This is a genomic window from Streptomyces sp. CG 926, assembly GCF_003148825.1.
Taxonomy (GTDB): Bacteria; Actinomycetota; Actinomycetes; order Streptomycetales; family Streptomycetaceae; genus Streptomyces.
In genome coordinates this window covers 621,861-636,076 of record NZ_QGGZ01000002.1, presented here as the reverse complement: position 1 = coordinate 636,076, position 14,216 = coordinate 621,861, and the positions used below count along the sequence as shown (strand labels likewise).

The window sequence follows — 14,216 nt, the reverse complement described above, 5'->3', positions numbered from 1 at the left end:
CATCCCTAGTACGTCCCGGTGAGGTGCGCGAAGACCACCACGTTGCCGCGGTAGCCCGTGCGGGGCGAGAAGCCGCCGCCGCAGGTGATCACCCGTAGCTCGGCGCGCGCCGAAGGCCCGTACACGCGGGTGTCGGGGAAGGCCTTGGCGTCGTAGACCTCGACCGCGTGGACCGTGAACACCGCCGTACGGCCGTCCGCGCGCGGGATCTCGATGGAGGCACCGCGGCGCAGCGCGCCCAGGTCGTAGAAGACTCCCGGCCCGACGGCGTCGTCCACGTGCCCGGCGATGACGGCCGTGCCGGTGGCGCCCGGTGTGGTGCCGTCGCGGTACCAGCCGGCCAGGTCGCGCCGGCCCGGCGGGGGCACTTCGAGGCTGCCGCGCCGATCCAGGCCGAGCCCGGTCAGCGGGGCGTCGACCCGGATGGAGGGGATCCGGATCCGGGCCGGTGGGGAACCGGTCAGCGGGGCGATACCGGGGCCCACCACGCCGGCGGCGGTCAGTGACTCGGCGGGGGAGGGCAGCGGCGGCCCGACGGGTTCACGCGAACCGCTGGTCACGAGCCAGATGCCGACGCAGGCGGCGAGCGCGACGAGTCCGCCGTGGCGGGCGGTGGGGGTACGGGCGACCAGGTTCGCCGCCCACCCGGGGCGCGCTCCGGTTCCGGGGCGGTCGCCGTCGGTGGGCCGGTGCTGCCGGTCGCGGCCTCGCGCGTCACCGAAATCGCCACCCATGCGTACCCCCTCGGCTTCCGTTTCGGGGTGACTGGCCGTCGCCCGGCCCCGCGAACGGGGGGACCTCGCGGGGCGGGCGACGGGGGACGGTACCGGTCGGACCGCGGCCGGAGCCGCGGTGGGCGTCCGTCAGCTCCGCGTGCCGCTCGCCCGGCGACGCAGGAGCCAGGTACCGCCGACGGCGGCGGCGGCCAGTACGGCCACCCCCGCCGCGATCTTGGTGGGGTCGGTGGTGGTGGTCGTGCCACCGCCCACCCCGGTGTTGACGTGGCCCTGCGGGCCGCGTTCGGTGACGATCAGGTCTCCGGTGGCGAACTTGCCGTTCGCGCAGGTCACGCCGATGCCGAAGGTCCCGCCGCGGGTGGCGTGGGCGATCTGGAACTGCCCCACGACCACCTCCTTGTGGGGTCCCGGGACCAGCTTGAACCGGCCGCCGCCCACCGTGGTGGCATCGCCGTCCGCGTGACTGCCACTGCCGCAGGCGGTGGTGTTCACGGTGACGGTGGCGCCGGGGGCGGCGGACTTGGGCCACACCTCCAGCGGCGCGAAGTCCCCGGGGGCGAAGCCCACCACGCCGAGTTCCGCGGCGGCGACGGCGCCGGCGACCGGCCCGGCGAACGCGACGGCGGTCAGCGCGGTCGCGGTCAGCAGGTGTGCGGTACGTCGGCGCATGGGGACTCTCCTGGAGACACGGGGTCGTGTTCCCGAGGAAACCCGGCCCGCCCGCCGCGCGCCTGCTGATGTTCCGTCAGGTATGCCTTCCCGTGGTCCACCGGCGGATCGTCGCCGCAGGTCAAGCCGGTGCTGCGGCCATCGGAGCGCCTCGCGCCGTCCGGGTGAAGCCCCCCGCCCGGGAGGCCGTGCGACAGCGGTGCGTACGGTGGTCGAGCGCGGGAGGGGCACGAGGTCCGGCCCGTCCGCGCACCGCCGCGCCGCATCCCAGGGAGGGCCCGTGACATCGGTCGAACGGCTGTCGGAGCCGAGCGATCCGCTCCCGTTCTTCGTCTACGGAACCCTGCGCCCGGGCGAGGTCAACCACGACCTCTTCCTGCGCGGCCGCACGGCTTCGGAGGAACCGGCCGTCCTCCCGGACGCGGCGCTCTACGAAGGCCCCGGATACCCGTACGCGATCCACCACCCCGGCGCCGCGGTCGTCGGCGAGCTGATCACGGCGGCGCCGGGTGCCTACGGGCGGCTGCTGGCCGAGCTGGACCGGTTGGAGGAGTACGGGGGGCCGGGCCGGCCGGGGAACATGTACGACCGGATCGCCCGCCCGGCCCTGCGTCCCGACGGGACCACGGTCCGCGCCTGGGTCTATCTGGCGGCCCCACTGATCGCCCGTGAGCTGCGGGAGTCGGGCACGCGGATCCCCGGCGGCGACTGGTTCGGGCGCCGGCGAGGCTGACGGAGGCGGGCTACAGCCCCTCGGCGCCGCGGTTGCGCAGCCGCCGACCGTACTGCTGGAGCACCCACAGCTCCTCCTGGACGGCCGCCAGTTGCTCCGGCGGAGCCTGCGGGCCCAGCCGCGACAGCGTGCCCTGGATCTCGTGGACCCGGCGGTCCACGGCGCGCAGCCGCACCTGCACCAGCTGGACCCCCGCGTACATCTCGTCCACCGTCTTCGCGTGGATGGCCTCGACCGCCAGTTCCGTGACGAGCGCGCGCACGGTGTCGTTCGGGGCGGCCTCACGGACCCGCGCCAGGTAGTCGTCCGCGCCGAGCGAGGCACCGCCCGCGTCCAGGATCGCCTGGCGCACGGCCGCGTAGGGCGGGGCGGTGAACTCGTCCATCCCGTACGCGTCGAAGGCCGGGGAGACCAGGGCCGGCCGCTGGAGGGCGAGCTTCAGCAGCTCGCGCTCGGTGCGGTGGGCCGGGCTGCGCAGGTTCAGCGCGGGGCCCCCGGCCGGCTGGGCGGCGGGCGCGGGGACGTCCTCGTAGGACGAGCGGCCCCGCTGCGGCTTCCCGCCGGTCCGGCCGCCCTGCGGTCCGTCGCCCTGGCCGCGCTCGCGGGCCCAGCGCGCCAGCTGGGCGACCCGCTTGACCACGAACTGCTCGTCGCGGATGCCCAGCATGCCCGCCAGCTGGACCGCCGACTCGTGCTGGATCGCGATGTTCTTGATGTTGGCGACCACGGGCGCCGCCTCGTCCAGCGCGGCCGCCCGGCCCGCCGGGTTCTCCAGGTTGTGCCGGGCCACGATGTGCCGCAGCGCGAACTCGAACAGCGGCGTGCGGGCCTCCACCAGGCCGGACACGGCCGCGTCGCCCTGGGCCAGACGCAGGTCGCACGGGTCCATGCCGCCGGGGGCGATGGTGATCGAGGTCTCCGCGGCGAACTTCTGGTCGTCCTCGAAGGCCCGCAGCGCGGCCTTCTGGCCCGCTGCGTCGCCGTCGAACGTGAAGATCACCTCGGCGGTGGCGTTGTCCATCAACAACCGGCGCAGGATCTTGATGTGGTCCCCGCCGAAGGCGGTGCCGCAGGTGGCGATCGCGGTGGTGACGCCGGCCAGATGGCAGGCCATCACGTCCGTGTAGCCCTCGACGACCACGGCCCGGGAGGTCTTCGCGATCTCCTTCTTGGCCAGGTCGATGCCGTACAGCACCTGGGACTTCTTGTAGATCGCGGTCTCGGGGGTGTTCAGGTACTTCGGGCCGTTGTCGTCGTCGCGCAGCTTGCGCGCGCCGAAGCCGACCACCTCGCCGCTGATCTCGCGGATGGGCCACATGAGCCGGCCGCGGAAGCGGTCGATCGGCTTGCCGCTGCGGCTGTCCTGGGCGAGCCCGGAGGTGATCAGTTCCTTGTCGGTGAAGCCCTTGCCGCGCAGGAAGCGGGTCAGGTGGTCCCACCCGGCCGGGCTGTACCCCACGCTGAAGTGCGCGGCCGCGGCCTGATCGAAGCCGCGCTCCGCCAGGAACTTGCGGCCGATCTCCGCCTCGGGGCTGCCGAGCTGGTCGACGTAGAACTGGGCGGCGGCCTTGTGCGCCTCGACCAGCCGGATGCGGTCACCGCGGCCGCTGGTGCCGGCGGTGTAGCCGCCCTCCTCGTACCGCAGGGTGATGCCCGCCAGGCCGGCCAGGCGCTCGACCGCCTCCGAGAAGGAGAGGTGGTCGATCTTCATGACGAAGTCGAGGGTGTCCCCGCCCGCCTGGCAGCCGAAGCAGTGGTAGAGCCCCTTGCTGGGGCTGACCTGGAAGGAAGGGGACTTCTCGTCGTGGAAGGGGCACAGGCCCTTGAGGTTGCCGCCGCCCGCGTTCCGTAGCTGGAGGTACTCGGAGACCACGGCGTCGATCGGGACCGCGTCCCGTACCGCCTTCACGTCGTCGTCGTTGATCCGTCCTGCCACCCGTGAAGTCTACGGCCGGGCGCCGGCAATTCGGTCAGGCCCCCTGGCCCCCTACCAAGGAGTCGAGCGGAATGGACGGGTCCGCCAGTGCCTCGCGGTTGACCGGGGTCTTCGACCTGATCAGGGCCTGGATGTGCTCGGTGACGTCCCACACGTTCACGTTCATCCCGGCCAGGACCCGTCCCTCCGACAGCCAGAAGGCGATGAACTCCCGCTTGCCCGCGTCCCCGCGGATCAGCACCTGGTCGTAGCCGCCGGCCGGCGCGTACCCCGAGTACTCCAGACCCACGTCGTACTGGTCCGAGAAGAAGTACGGCACGCGGTCGTAGCCGACCTCCTGGCCCAGCATCGCCCGAGCGGCGGCCGGGCCGCCGTTCAGCGCGTTGGCCCAGTGCTCGACCCGCAGCCGGGTCCCCAGCACCGGGTGGTGGGCGGCGGCCACGTCCCCGACCGCGTAGACGTCCGGGTCGGAGGTGCGCAGGGAGGAGTCCACCGCGATCCCGCCGCCGTGCTCCCGGTCGACCAGCGCCAGCCCGGCGGTCTCGGCGAGCGCGGTCCGCGGGGCGGCGCCGATCGCGGAGAGCACCGCGTGCGCCGGGTGCTCCTCCCCGTCGTCGGTACGGGCCGCCAGCACCATGCCGTCGTGCCCCACGATCTCGGTCAGTCGCGCCCCGAAGTGGAAGCGCACCCCGTGATCGCCGTGCAGGTCCGCGAAGAGCCGGCCGATCTCCGGGCCCAGCACCGCGTGCAGCGGCGTGGCCTCCGGCTCGACGACGGTGACCTCCGCGCCGTAGCCGCGGGCCGCGGCGGCCACCTCCAGCCCGATCCACCCGGCGCCCGCGATGAGCAGGTGCCCGTTGTCCCGGCCGAGCCCGGCCAGTACGCCCTTGAGCCGTTCGGCGTGCGCGAGGCGCCGCAGGTGGTGCACCCCGGCCAGGTCGGTGCCGGGGATGTCCAGGCGGCGCGGCTCGGCGCCGGTGGCCAGCAGCAGCTTGTCGTAGTGCAGGACGGTGCCGTCGCCGAGGACCACCTTCTTGGCGTCCCGGTCGAGGTGGACCGCGGGCTGGCCGAGGTGCAGCTCGATGTCGGAGGCCGCGTACCAGGAGGGCTCGTGGACGAAGACGCTCTCCCGTTCGTCCTTGCCGGTCAGATAGCCCTTGGACAGCGGGGGCCGTTCGTAGGGGTGGTCGCGCTCGTCGCCGATCAGGATCACCCGCCCCGTGAACCCCTCGGACCTCAGCGTTTCGGCCGCCTTTGCCCCGGCGAGCCCTGCGCCGACGATGACGAATGTCCGGTGTGCGTCGACCACCTGATGCCTCCTCATAACCTCTCCGCCACATGCGACCACATGCGAGCGTCCCGCACCGAGCCTGCCGCGTGAAGGGGGAGTGGCTCGATCAGCTCACCTTTCGGCGCGTCGGCCGCGCCGGGTGAGGCGTGCGTGAAGGGAACGGGCGGATGCGTCGGTGAGGCACGCGATCTGGTCGATGACCGCCCGCTTCCTGGCCTTGTCGTCGGGGGCCGCGTCGAAAATGGCCCGGAACTGCGGGTCCAGCCCCTCGGGCGCGCGGGCGCTCAGCGCCTCCGCGAGTTCGGCCAGGACGATGCGTTGGTCGGCGCGGATCCGTTCCTGCTCGTCGCGCTGCATCACGTACAGGTCGGCGACCGCCTTGAGCACCGCGCACTCGTTGCGCGCCTCGCGCGGGACCACCAGCTCCGCGCCGTACCGGGTGAGACGGCCGGAACCGTACGCCTCACGGGTGGCCCCCTCGGCGGCCAGGCAGAACCGGCCGATGAGCTGGCTCGTGGCGTCCTTCAGCCGGGACTGGGCGAGGGCCGAACCGTCGTACCCGTGCGGCCACCACTCCTGCTCCATCAGACGGTCGAGGGCGGTCCGCAGTTCCTCGGGCGCGGTGTCGGCGGGGACGTACCGGCCGATGGCCACCTGCCAGATCGCCGCGCGCTCGGGCTCGGCGAAGAGCATGTTGGGGTCGAGGTGGCCGGCGTGCAGGCCGTCCTCGAAGTCGTGGACGGAGTACGCGACGTCGTCCGCCCAGTCCATGACCTGGGCCTCGAAGCACTTGCGGTCCGCGGGGGCGCCGCGCCGCAGCCAGTCGAAGACCGGCAGGTCGTCCTCGTACGCGCCGAACTTCACCGAGTCGGGGTCCGTGGGGTGGTCCCCGCGGGCCCACGGGTACTTGGTGGCGGCGTCCAGGCAGGCCCGGGTGAGGTTGAGACCGACGCTGACGAGCTCCCCGCTCGTCGGGTCGGGCACGAACCGCTTGGGCTCCAGGCGGGTCAGCAGGCGCAGCGACTGGGCGTTGCCCTCGAAGCCGCCGCAGTCCTTGGCGAACTCGTTGAGCGCCTCCTCGCCGTTGTGGCCGAAGGGCGGGTGGCCCATGTCGTGGGAGAGGCAGGCGGCTTCGACGAGGTCGGGGTCGCAGCCGAGCGCGGCGCCGAGCTCCCGCCCGACCTGGGCGCACTCCAGGGAGTGGGTGAGGCGGGTCCGGGGACTGGCGTCCCAGTCGTAGGAACGGGTGCCGGGGGTGACGACCTGGGTCTTCCCCGCGAGGCGGCGCAGCGCGGCCGAGTGCAGTACACGGGCGCGGTCGCGCTGGAAGGCGGTCCGGCCGGGTCGTTTGTCGGGCTCGGCGGCCCAGCGTTCGGTGTCGGCCGCGTCGTAGAGGTCGCGCTGGTCGTCGGTGAGGGCGTGCGTGGTGCCTTCCATGCAAAGACGGTAACCGGAACAACTGACAAACCGGGATCAGGCGGAGAGGAGTTCCGGCCGCGCCAGGTCGACGGGCCGGGCGCGGGCCTCGTCGTAGCGGTGCAGCACGAGCCGGGCCAGGGCCGGGTGGTCGCCCAGCGGGGCGGCGGCGAGGCCGGGCGCCGCCGCGGCGGTCTGGGTGGCGAACCGGCCGGGAGCGGCGAAGTACGAGGCCACGGCGATCCGGTGGTGACCGCGGGCGGCGAGGGCCCGGATCGCCTCGGGGGCGCTCGGCGTGGCGGCACAGGCGTAGGCGGCGGTCACAGGGACGCCGCCGAGGCGTTCGGAGAGCTGGGCGGCGGTGCGGCGGGTGTCGGCCGCGGAGTCCCGGTCGCGTGAACCGGCGGCGGCCAGTACGACGGCCGAACCGGGGGCCGGGGTCCAGCCGGCCTCCAGCAGCCGCTCGTACAGGGCCTCGACGAGCAGCGGGTGCGGGCCCAGCGGGGCGGCGACCCGGGTGAACAGGTGGCCGGCCCGGGCGGCGGCAGCGGGGAGATCACGCTTGACGTGGTACCCGCGACCGAACAGCAGCGGGACGAGCACGGCCGAGCCGGACAGCTCGCCCAGGGTGTCGTCGAGCAGCGGCGCGTTCAGCTCGATGTGACCGAGCCGGACGTCGAGCCGGGGGCGGAGTTCGCGGACGCGTTCGAGGAGGGCGCGTGCGGTGTGCAGGGCGCGCGGGTCACGGCTGCCGTGGGCCACGGCGACAAGGGTGGGCTGCATGGGCGGACTCCGGGTCGGCGCAGGCCGCTGAGCTGGGTGCCCAGCTGGCGGGTGATGCGGCCGAGCAGCTCGGCCGTGCTTTCGAAGGGAAGAGCGGGAAACTCGGGAGGGTGCACCGGCTCCGTCATGGATCGATCCTCCGCGCCGGAGGTTGCCGGTGCGTTGCGCCCGGATGACGGGTCTTTGCCATGTGCTCACAGGGCGTTCGGTAGGGCTGTTCGGGGCGGGCGCGGCCGCCGGCGTACCCGCCGAAGGTCGGCGCCGGTGAACCGCACGGCCCTGGTACGCGTCCTGACCAGCGGATGAGCAGTCGAGACACCTGGGGATGGATGATGCGCCGACCGCGCCTGCCGCGCCTGCCGCGAGTCGAGTGGAGCCGGGTCGTGGTGGCGCTGCGCGCCGTACGGACCCGGCGGGTGGCCGTGCAGACCGTCATGGCGGGCTGCGTCCTGGCGCTGCTGCCCTCGGCGTGGATGCACGCGGTGGCCGCCGACCGGCTGCGGACCACGGCCGACGCGCCCGCCGCCGAGGTGGCCGTGGTGTTCGGCGCGGGCCTGTTGGGGAGTCGGCCGACCCCGTACCTCGCCGACCGGCTCGACGCCGCCGCCGAGCTGTACCGCACCGGCAAGGTCAAGGTCGTGCTGGTCACCGGGGACAACAGCCGCACCGAGTACGACGAACCCGACGCGATGCGGAAGTACCTCACCGCGCACGGGGTGCCGGACCCGAAGATCGTCAGCGACTACGCGGGCTTCGACACCTGGGACTCCTGCGTGCGGGCCAAGGAGATCTTCGGCGTGGAGCGGGCCGTGCTGGTCACCCAGGGCTTCCACATCCGCCGGGCCGTCGCCCTGTGCCAGGCGGCCGGCCTGGACTCGTACGGGGTCGGGGTGGCCGACGTGCACGACGCCACCTGGTACTACGGCGAGACCCGCGAGGTCTTCGCGGCGGGCAAGGCGGCGCTCGACGCGGCCTTCAAGCCGGCCCCGCACTTCCTGGGACCGAAGGAGGAGGGGGTGTCGCGGGCCCTGGCCGCTCTGGCAGACTGACGCGACGCCGGTTATGCCGATTAGTCATATGCCGGTCAGTCCGTACGAGCGTCAGGGGTGTGGAACCGTGGCTGTTGTGGATCTGAGCGGCAAGGTCGTCGTCATCACCGGTGGAGCCCGCGGTCTCGGCGCCGCGGCCGCGCAGGCCGTCGTGGACGGCGGTGGCCGGGTGCTGATCACCGACGTGCTGGAGGCGGAGGGTGCCGAGACGGCCGCGAAGCTCGGCGGCGCCGCGCGTTTCGTCCGGCACGACGTGACGAGCGAGGCCGACTGGCAGACCGCCCTGGAGTACGCGGTCGCCGAGTTCGGCCGCATCGACGGCCTGGTGAACAACGCGGGCATATCCGCCGGCCAGTTCCTGGAGCACGAGAGCGTCGAACACTTCCGCCGGGTCGTCGAGATCAACCTGGTCGGCGTGTTCATCGGCATCAAGACAGCGATCCCGCTGCTGCGCGCGAACGGCGGCGGGTCCATCGTCAACATCTCCTCCGCCGCCGGTCTGACCGGTCTTGCGCTCACCGCCGGGTACGGGGCCTCCAAGTGGGGCGTGCGCGGCCTGTCGAAGATCGGCGCGGTGGAGCTCGCCGAGGCCGGGATCCGCGTCAACTCCGTCCACCCCGGCATGACGCTGACCCCGATGACCGCCCCGATCGGCATCCAGGCGGGCGAGGGCAACTACCCCGGCGCCCCGCTCGGCCGCGTCGGCGTCCCCGAGGAGATCGCCGCGGCCGTCGCCTTCCTGCTCTCCGACGCCGCCGGCTACATGACGGGCGCCGAACTCGCCGTCGACGGCGGCTGGACCGCGGGCCTGACGGTGAAGTACCTGACGGGACAGTGATCTTCCCCGCCGCCCCCCTCCGACGCCCCACCGCGACCGCCGTCAATTCAGGTGCCGCGGGCGGGACGACGGGCTACGGTCCCACCCTGTGGAACAGGACACCCGAAACGGCACCGCACCCCTCGTACGCGACGTCCTTCCCGTCCTGACGGCCGAACTCGTACGGCTGCTGGAGGAGGAGGGCGAGCGTGAACTCGCCATCTGCGCCCATGACCTCCGCATCGTTGCGGACTGCGGCTGCGGCGACGACTTCTGCCAGAGCTTCTACACCGAACCCCGCCCGCACGGGCCCTACGGTCCGGGCCACCGCAACGTGTGCCTCGTCGTGGACCGCGGGTACCTGATCCTCGACGTCGTCCACGGACGGATCATGTTCGTGGAGGTCCTCGATCGGCCCGAGCTGCGGCCCGCCCTCACCGCAGCCCTCGCGGCGGCCCGGGCCGCCGCCTCACCGACGCCGCCGACCGGCGCTGAGGCGTAGCACCCCGGGCCGTAACGCGGGGCGGCGGCCCGTGTAACACCGGCGGCGCACGCTGGGGGTATGCGCACCTCCGACTCCGCCACCGACACGCACTGCCCGTACTGCGCCCTGCAGTGCGGCATGAGGCTCCGCCCCGAACCGGGCGGCGCCCCCGTGGCGGTGGAGGAGCGGGCCGACTTCCCCGTCAACCGGGGCGCGCTGTGCGGCAAGGGACGCACCGCCCCCGCCGTGCTCTCCTCCCGGGTGCGCCTGACCCGGCCGCTCGTCCGCACCCACGCCGGGCAGCTGGAGCCGGCCACCTGGGAGGAGGCCCTCGACGCCGTCGCCGAGGGCCTCGCCCGCACCGGCCGCACCCACGGCCCGGACGCCGTCGGGGTCTTCGGCGGCGGCGGGCTCACCAACGAGAAGGCCTACGCGCTCGGCAAGTTCGCCCGGGTCGCCCTGCGCACCTCGCAGATCGACTACAACGGCCGCTTCTGCATGTCCTCGGCCGCCGCCGCCCATCAGCGGGCCTTCGGCCTCGACCGCGGGCTGCCCTTCCCGCTGGCGGACATCCCGCGCACCGGCTGCGTGATCCTCGTCGGCTCGAACCTGGCCGAGACCATGCCGCCCGCGCTGCGCTACCTCACCGAGCTCAAGGCGAACGGCGGCACGCTGATCGTCATCGACCCGCGCCGCACCCGCACCGCCGAACAGGCCGACCTGCACCTCGCCCCGCGCCCCGGCACCGACCTCGCCCTCGCGCTCGGCCTGCTGCACCTGATCGTCGCGGAAGGCCGGACCGACGAGGAGTTCATCGCCGCCCGCACCACCGGCTGGGAGGAGGCCAGGGCCGCCGCCATGGCCCACTGGCCGGAGCTGGTCGAACGCATCACCGGGATACCGGTGCCCAGGCTCCGTGAGGCCGTGGCCATGTTCTGCGCCCCGGAATCCGCCATGGTCCTCACCGCCCGGGGCCCCGAGCAGCAGTCCAAGGGCACCGACACCGTCGGCGCCTGGATCAACCTGTGCCTGGCCACCGGCCGGGCCGGCCGCCCGCTGTCCGGCTACGGCTGCCTCACGGGGCAGGGCAACGGTCAGGGCGGTCGCGAGCACGGCCAGAAGGCCGACCAGCTCCCCGGCTACCGCAAGCTCACCGACCCGGCGGCCCGCGCCCACGTCGCCGGCGTCTGGGGCGTCGACCCCGACAGCCTCCCCGGCCCCGGCCGCAGCGCCTACGAACTCCTCGACGCCCTCGGCACGGACGTGAAGGCCCTCCTCCTGATGGGCTCGAACCCGGTGGTGTCCGCCCCCCGCGCCGGACACGTAGAGGACCGCATCCGCTCCCTGGACTTCCTCGCGGTGGCCGACGTCGTCCTCTCCGAGACCGCGGCCCTCGCGGACGTGGTCCTCCCCGTCACCCAGTGGGCGGAGGAGACCGGCACCACCACCAACCTGGAGGGCCGCGTCCTGCTCCGCCGCCGGGCGCTGACCCCGCCGCCGGGAGTCCGCAGCGACCTGGACGTCCTGCACGGACTAGCCGCCCGCCTCGGCGTCGAGAAGGGCTTCCCCACCGAGCCGGAGGAGGTCTTCGAGGAACTGCGCCGCGCCTCGGCCGGCGGCCCCGCGGACTACTCGGGCATCACCTACGCCCGGATCGAAGCCGAACAGGGCGTCTTCTGGCCCTGCCCCGAGAGCCCCGAAGGATCGGAGGCCTCCGGGGAATCCGAGCGATCCGGGGGATCCCCGGGCACCGAGCGCCTCTTCCTGGACCGCTTCGCCACCGACGACGGCCGGGCCCGCTTCGTCGCCGTCTCCCACCGCGACGCCGCCGAGGTCCCCGACGCGGACTACCCGCTGCTGCTGACCACCGGCCGGGTGGTCGCCCAGTATCAGTCCGGCGCCCAGACCCGCCGGGTGGACGAGCTCAACGCGGCCGCCCCCGGCCCCTTCGTGGAACTCCACCCACGGCTCGCCGCCCGGATCGGCGTGGTCGACGGCAGCCCGCTCGCCGTGACCTCCCGCCGCGGCCGAGCCGTCGCCCCGGCCCGCATCACCGACACCATCCGGGCGGACACGGTCTTCATGCCCTTCCACTGGCCGGGCGAGGGCCGCGCCAACACCCTGACCAACCCGGCCCTGGACCCCACGTCCCGGATGCCGGAGTTCAAGGTCTGCGCGGTCCGGGTCGAGCCCGCCTGAGCCTCAGGCGGTCCGGCCGTCGAAGGTCGGCGCCGGCGCCGCCGGCAGCCGCTCGGCCAGGGACCCGGCGGATCCGGAGACCCCCGGGTGGTCGGCCCGGAAGGTGTCCCCGAGTCGGCCCGGCCCGAGCGGGCGACGCCCCGTGCCACCACGTCCGGCGCGCTACGCCGGGCGGCTCGCCAGGCCGGGCGCACGGCCCCGTCCACGGCCGCGTCCTACGCGCTCGTTCCGGTCATGCCCGCACCCCTTCGTCGATCCACCCGTCGTCCACCGACAGGTCGCTGTCGTACAGCACGAACTCCCGCTCCTGTGAACGGACTTCGTACCCGGCGGCACGGAGCGCGGCGACCAGCCCGTCGCAGGCCGCACCCGCCTCCGCCGCCGTGCCGCGCCACCGTTGGGTCACGAACCGTTCGTGCGCGCCCCCGGACAGGACGCGGCGGGTGTTCCAGGACAGGTGGGCGCCGTGCGGGACGACCAGGCACTCCAGGGCCGCGCGGTCGAAGTCCGCCGGCAGCAGCAGCTTGAGGTGGTGCTCGAAGTAGCCGCCGCCCGGGCCGGGGGACTCCGTGGTCCACGGGACCGTCTCCACCTTGACCCGCACCGGGTCGAAGCCGGCCGCCCGCAGTCGTGGCACCAGGCGCTCGTGGCCCGTGCGGTCCGGCAGGGTCAACATCGGCTGGGACACCATCCGACCGCGGGCCGGCAGGATGTGCGTCACCTTCAACTCCCGTGCCCCGGCCCGGCCCAGGCGTCGAGGCGCGCCAGCTCCACCGCGTCCGCGCAGCGCACCGTCACATGGGTCTCGTACTCCGACATGGAGTCGATCATCTCGGACATGCGTCCGATCCGCATCGGCGTTCCCGCCGGGGGGTAACCATGCGGTCACGCACCGGACTCAGAAAGTGCTCGCACGCCCCTCGTGGCCGCGATGTGTCGTACCCCACACTGAGGTGCGGTGCCCCCGTCCTCGGAGCCCTGGAGGTCGCCCCCGTGCAGACCCGGACCCTGACCGTGAACGTGAGCGAGTCCTCGGAGGCCAAGGCCGTGGACGAAGAGCCCGAGGTACTGGAGCTGATCGAGCCGGTGCCCGTGCCGCGCAGGCGCAGCAGCAGCGACAGCGGAGGCGGAGCGGGCCCGTCCGCCGACCTGTTCCGGCAGTACCTCCGCGAGATAGGCAGGATCCCGCTGCTCACCGCCGCCGAGGAGGTGGACCTGGCGCGCCGCGTCGAAGCCGGCCTGTTCGCCGAGGAGAAGCTCGGCAACACCCCCGACCTCGACTCCCAGCTCGCCCTCGACCTCGACAAGCTCGTCGTCATGGGGCGGATGGCCAAACGCCGACTCATCGAGTCGAACCTGCGACTCGTCGTCTCCGTCGCCAAGCGGTACGTGGGCCGCGGGCTCACCATGCTCGACCTCGTGCAGGAGGGCAACCTCGGGCTGATCCGGGCCGTGGAGAAGTTCGACTACGCCCGCGGCTACAAGTTCTCCACCTACGCCACCTGGTGGATCCGGCAGGCGATGTCCCGAGCCCTCGCCGACCAGGCCAGGACCATCCGCGTACCGGTCCACGTCGTCGAACTGATCAACCGGGTCGTCCGCGTGCAGCGCCGGATGCTCCAGGAGCGCGGGTACGAGCCCACGGCCGAAGAGGTCGCCGTCCACCTGGAGTTGACCCCGGAGCGGGTCCTGGAGGTGCTCCGCCTCGCCCAGGAACCGGTCTCCTTGCACGCCCCGGTCGGCGAGGAGGACGACGTCGCGCTCGGCGACCTCATCGAGGACGGGGACGCCGCCTCACCCGTGGAGTCGGCCGCCTTCTTCCTGCTGCGCGAGCACCTGGAAGCGGTGCTGTCCACCCTCGGCGAGCGCGAGCGCAAGGTCGTGCAGCTGCGGTACGGCCTCGCCGACGGGCGGCCCCGCACCCTGGAGGAGATCGGGCGGATCTTCGGCGTGACGCGCGAGCGGATCCGCCAGATCGAGTCCAAGACCCTCAACAAACTGCGCGACCACGCCTTCGCGGACCAGCTCCGCGGCTATCTGGACTGACGGACCACCGGAAAAGGGGGCGCCCCGCCAGGCGCCCCCGCTCCGCTGTCCGGGGC

At 73.5% G+C, this 14,216-nt stretch carries 12 protein-coding genes and 1 pseudogene; 6 read left to right on the top strand and 7 right to left on the bottom strand.

The genetic code is table 11. The features are described from left to right. Nucleotides 1-5: 5 nt before the first annotated feature. Together BCL76_RS08045 and BCL76_RS08040 are read right to left on the bottom strand one after the other, a co-directional pair. Nucleotides 6-734, bottom strand: a complete 729-nt coding sequence (locus BCL76_RS08045) for a class F sortase (RefSeq protein ID WP_109778795.1) — start codon at nt 732-734, stop codon at nt 6-8. Between the two features lie 129 nt (nt 735-863). After that, nucleotides 864-1,406 (bottom strand): hypothetical protein, encoded by a 543-nt coding sequence (locus tag BCL76_RS08040; RefSeq protein WP_258309428.1) that lies wholly within the window; start codon nt 1,404-1,406, stop codon nt 864-866. 280 nt (nt 1,407-1,686) lie between these two features. On the opposite strand from BCL76_RS08040, the gene BCL76_RS08035 reads away from it, so the two are divergent. Then, nucleotides 1,687-2,139: a gamma-glutamylcyclotransferase family protein gene (locus tag BCL76_RS08035; RefSeq protein WP_258309427.1), complete on the top strand. Its 453-nt coding sequence runs from the start codon at nt 1,687-1,689 to the stop codon at nt 2,137-2,139. A 10-nt stretch (nt 2,140-2,149) separates the two neighbouring features. On the opposite strand, the gene dnaG is transcribed toward BCL76_RS08035, so the two are convergent. The 4 genes and pseudogenes from dnaG to BCL76_RS08015 all read right to left on the bottom strand — a co-directional run bounded on the left by dnaG (nt 2,150) and on the right by BCL76_RS08015 (nt 7,693). After that, nucleotides 2,150-4,075, bottom strand: a complete 1,926-nt coding sequence (dnaG, locus tag BCL76_RS08030; RefSeq protein ID WP_109778793.1) for a DNA primase — start codon at nt 4,073-4,075, stop codon at nt 2,150-2,152. 34 nt (nt 4,076-4,109) lie between these two features. Then, the gene (locus BCL76_RS08025; protein WP_109778792.1) at nt 4,110-5,384 is read right to left on the bottom strand and encodes an NAD(P)/FAD-dependent oxidoreductase; all 1,275 of its coding nucleotides are present in this window, start codon (nt 5,382-5,384) and stop codon (nt 4,110-4,112) included. A gap of 93 nt (nt 5,385-5,477) precedes the next feature. Beyond that, nucleotides 5,478-6,803, bottom strand: a complete 1,326-nt coding sequence (locus tag BCL76_RS08020) for a deoxyguanosinetriphosphate triphosphohydrolase (protein ID WP_109778791.1) — start codon at nt 6,801-6,803, stop codon at nt 5,478-5,480. Nucleotides 6,804-6,839: 36 nt separating this feature from the next. Then, nucleotides 6,840-7,693: pseudogene (locus tag BCL76_RS08015) on the bottom strand (sirohydrochlorin chelatase). 204 nt (nt 7,694-7,897) lie between these two features. Here BCL76_RS08015 and BCL76_RS08010 point away from each other — a divergent pair. The 4 genes from BCL76_RS08010 to BCL76_RS07995 all read left to right on the top strand — a co-directional run bounded on the left by BCL76_RS08010 (nt 7,898) and on the right by BCL76_RS07995 (nt 12,114). Next, nucleotides 7,898-8,614, top strand: coding sequence for a SanA/YdcF family protein (locus BCL76_RS08010; RefSeq protein ID WP_109778910.1), 717 nt, complete (start codon nt 7,898-7,900; stop codon nt 8,612-8,614). Nucleotides 8,615-8,642: 28 nt separating this feature from the next. After that, entirely contained in the window at nt 8,643-9,452 is an 810-nt protein-coding gene (locus BCL76_RS08005) for a glucose 1-dehydrogenase (RefSeq protein ID WP_109778789.1), read from the top strand. A gap of 88 nt (nt 9,453-9,540) precedes the next feature. Next, entirely contained in the window at nt 9,541-9,933 is a 393-nt protein-coding gene (locus BCL76_RS38845; RefSeq protein ID WP_181382465.1) for a hypothetical protein, read from the top strand. Between the two features lie 60 nt (nt 9,934-9,993). Further along, nucleotides 9,994-12,114 carry a molybdopterin oxidoreductase family protein gene (locus BCL76_RS07995; protein WP_109778788.1) on the top strand — a complete coding sequence of 707 codons (2,121 nt, stop codon included), beginning with the start codon at nt 9,994-9,996 and terminating at the stop codon, nt 12,112-12,114. Between the two features lie 232 nt (nt 12,115-12,346). Here the strand turns inward: BCL76_RS07995 and BCL76_RS07990 are convergent, their stop codons facing one another. Further along, nucleotides 12,347-12,835 (bottom strand): hypothetical protein, encoded by a 489-nt coding sequence (locus BCL76_RS07990; RefSeq protein ID WP_258309426.1) that lies wholly within the window; start codon nt 12,833-12,835, stop codon nt 12,347-12,349. A 158-nt stretch (nt 12,836-12,993) separates the two neighbouring features. On the opposite strand from BCL76_RS07990, the gene BCL76_RS07985 reads away from it, so the two are divergent. Further along, nucleotides 12,994-14,160 carry an RNA polymerase sigma factor gene (locus BCL76_RS07985; RefSeq protein WP_375137891.1) on the top strand — a complete coding sequence of 389 codons (1,167 nt, stop codon included), beginning with the start codon at nt 12,994-12,996 and terminating at the stop codon, nt 14,158-14,160. Nucleotides 14,161-14,216 lie beyond the last annotated feature (56 nt).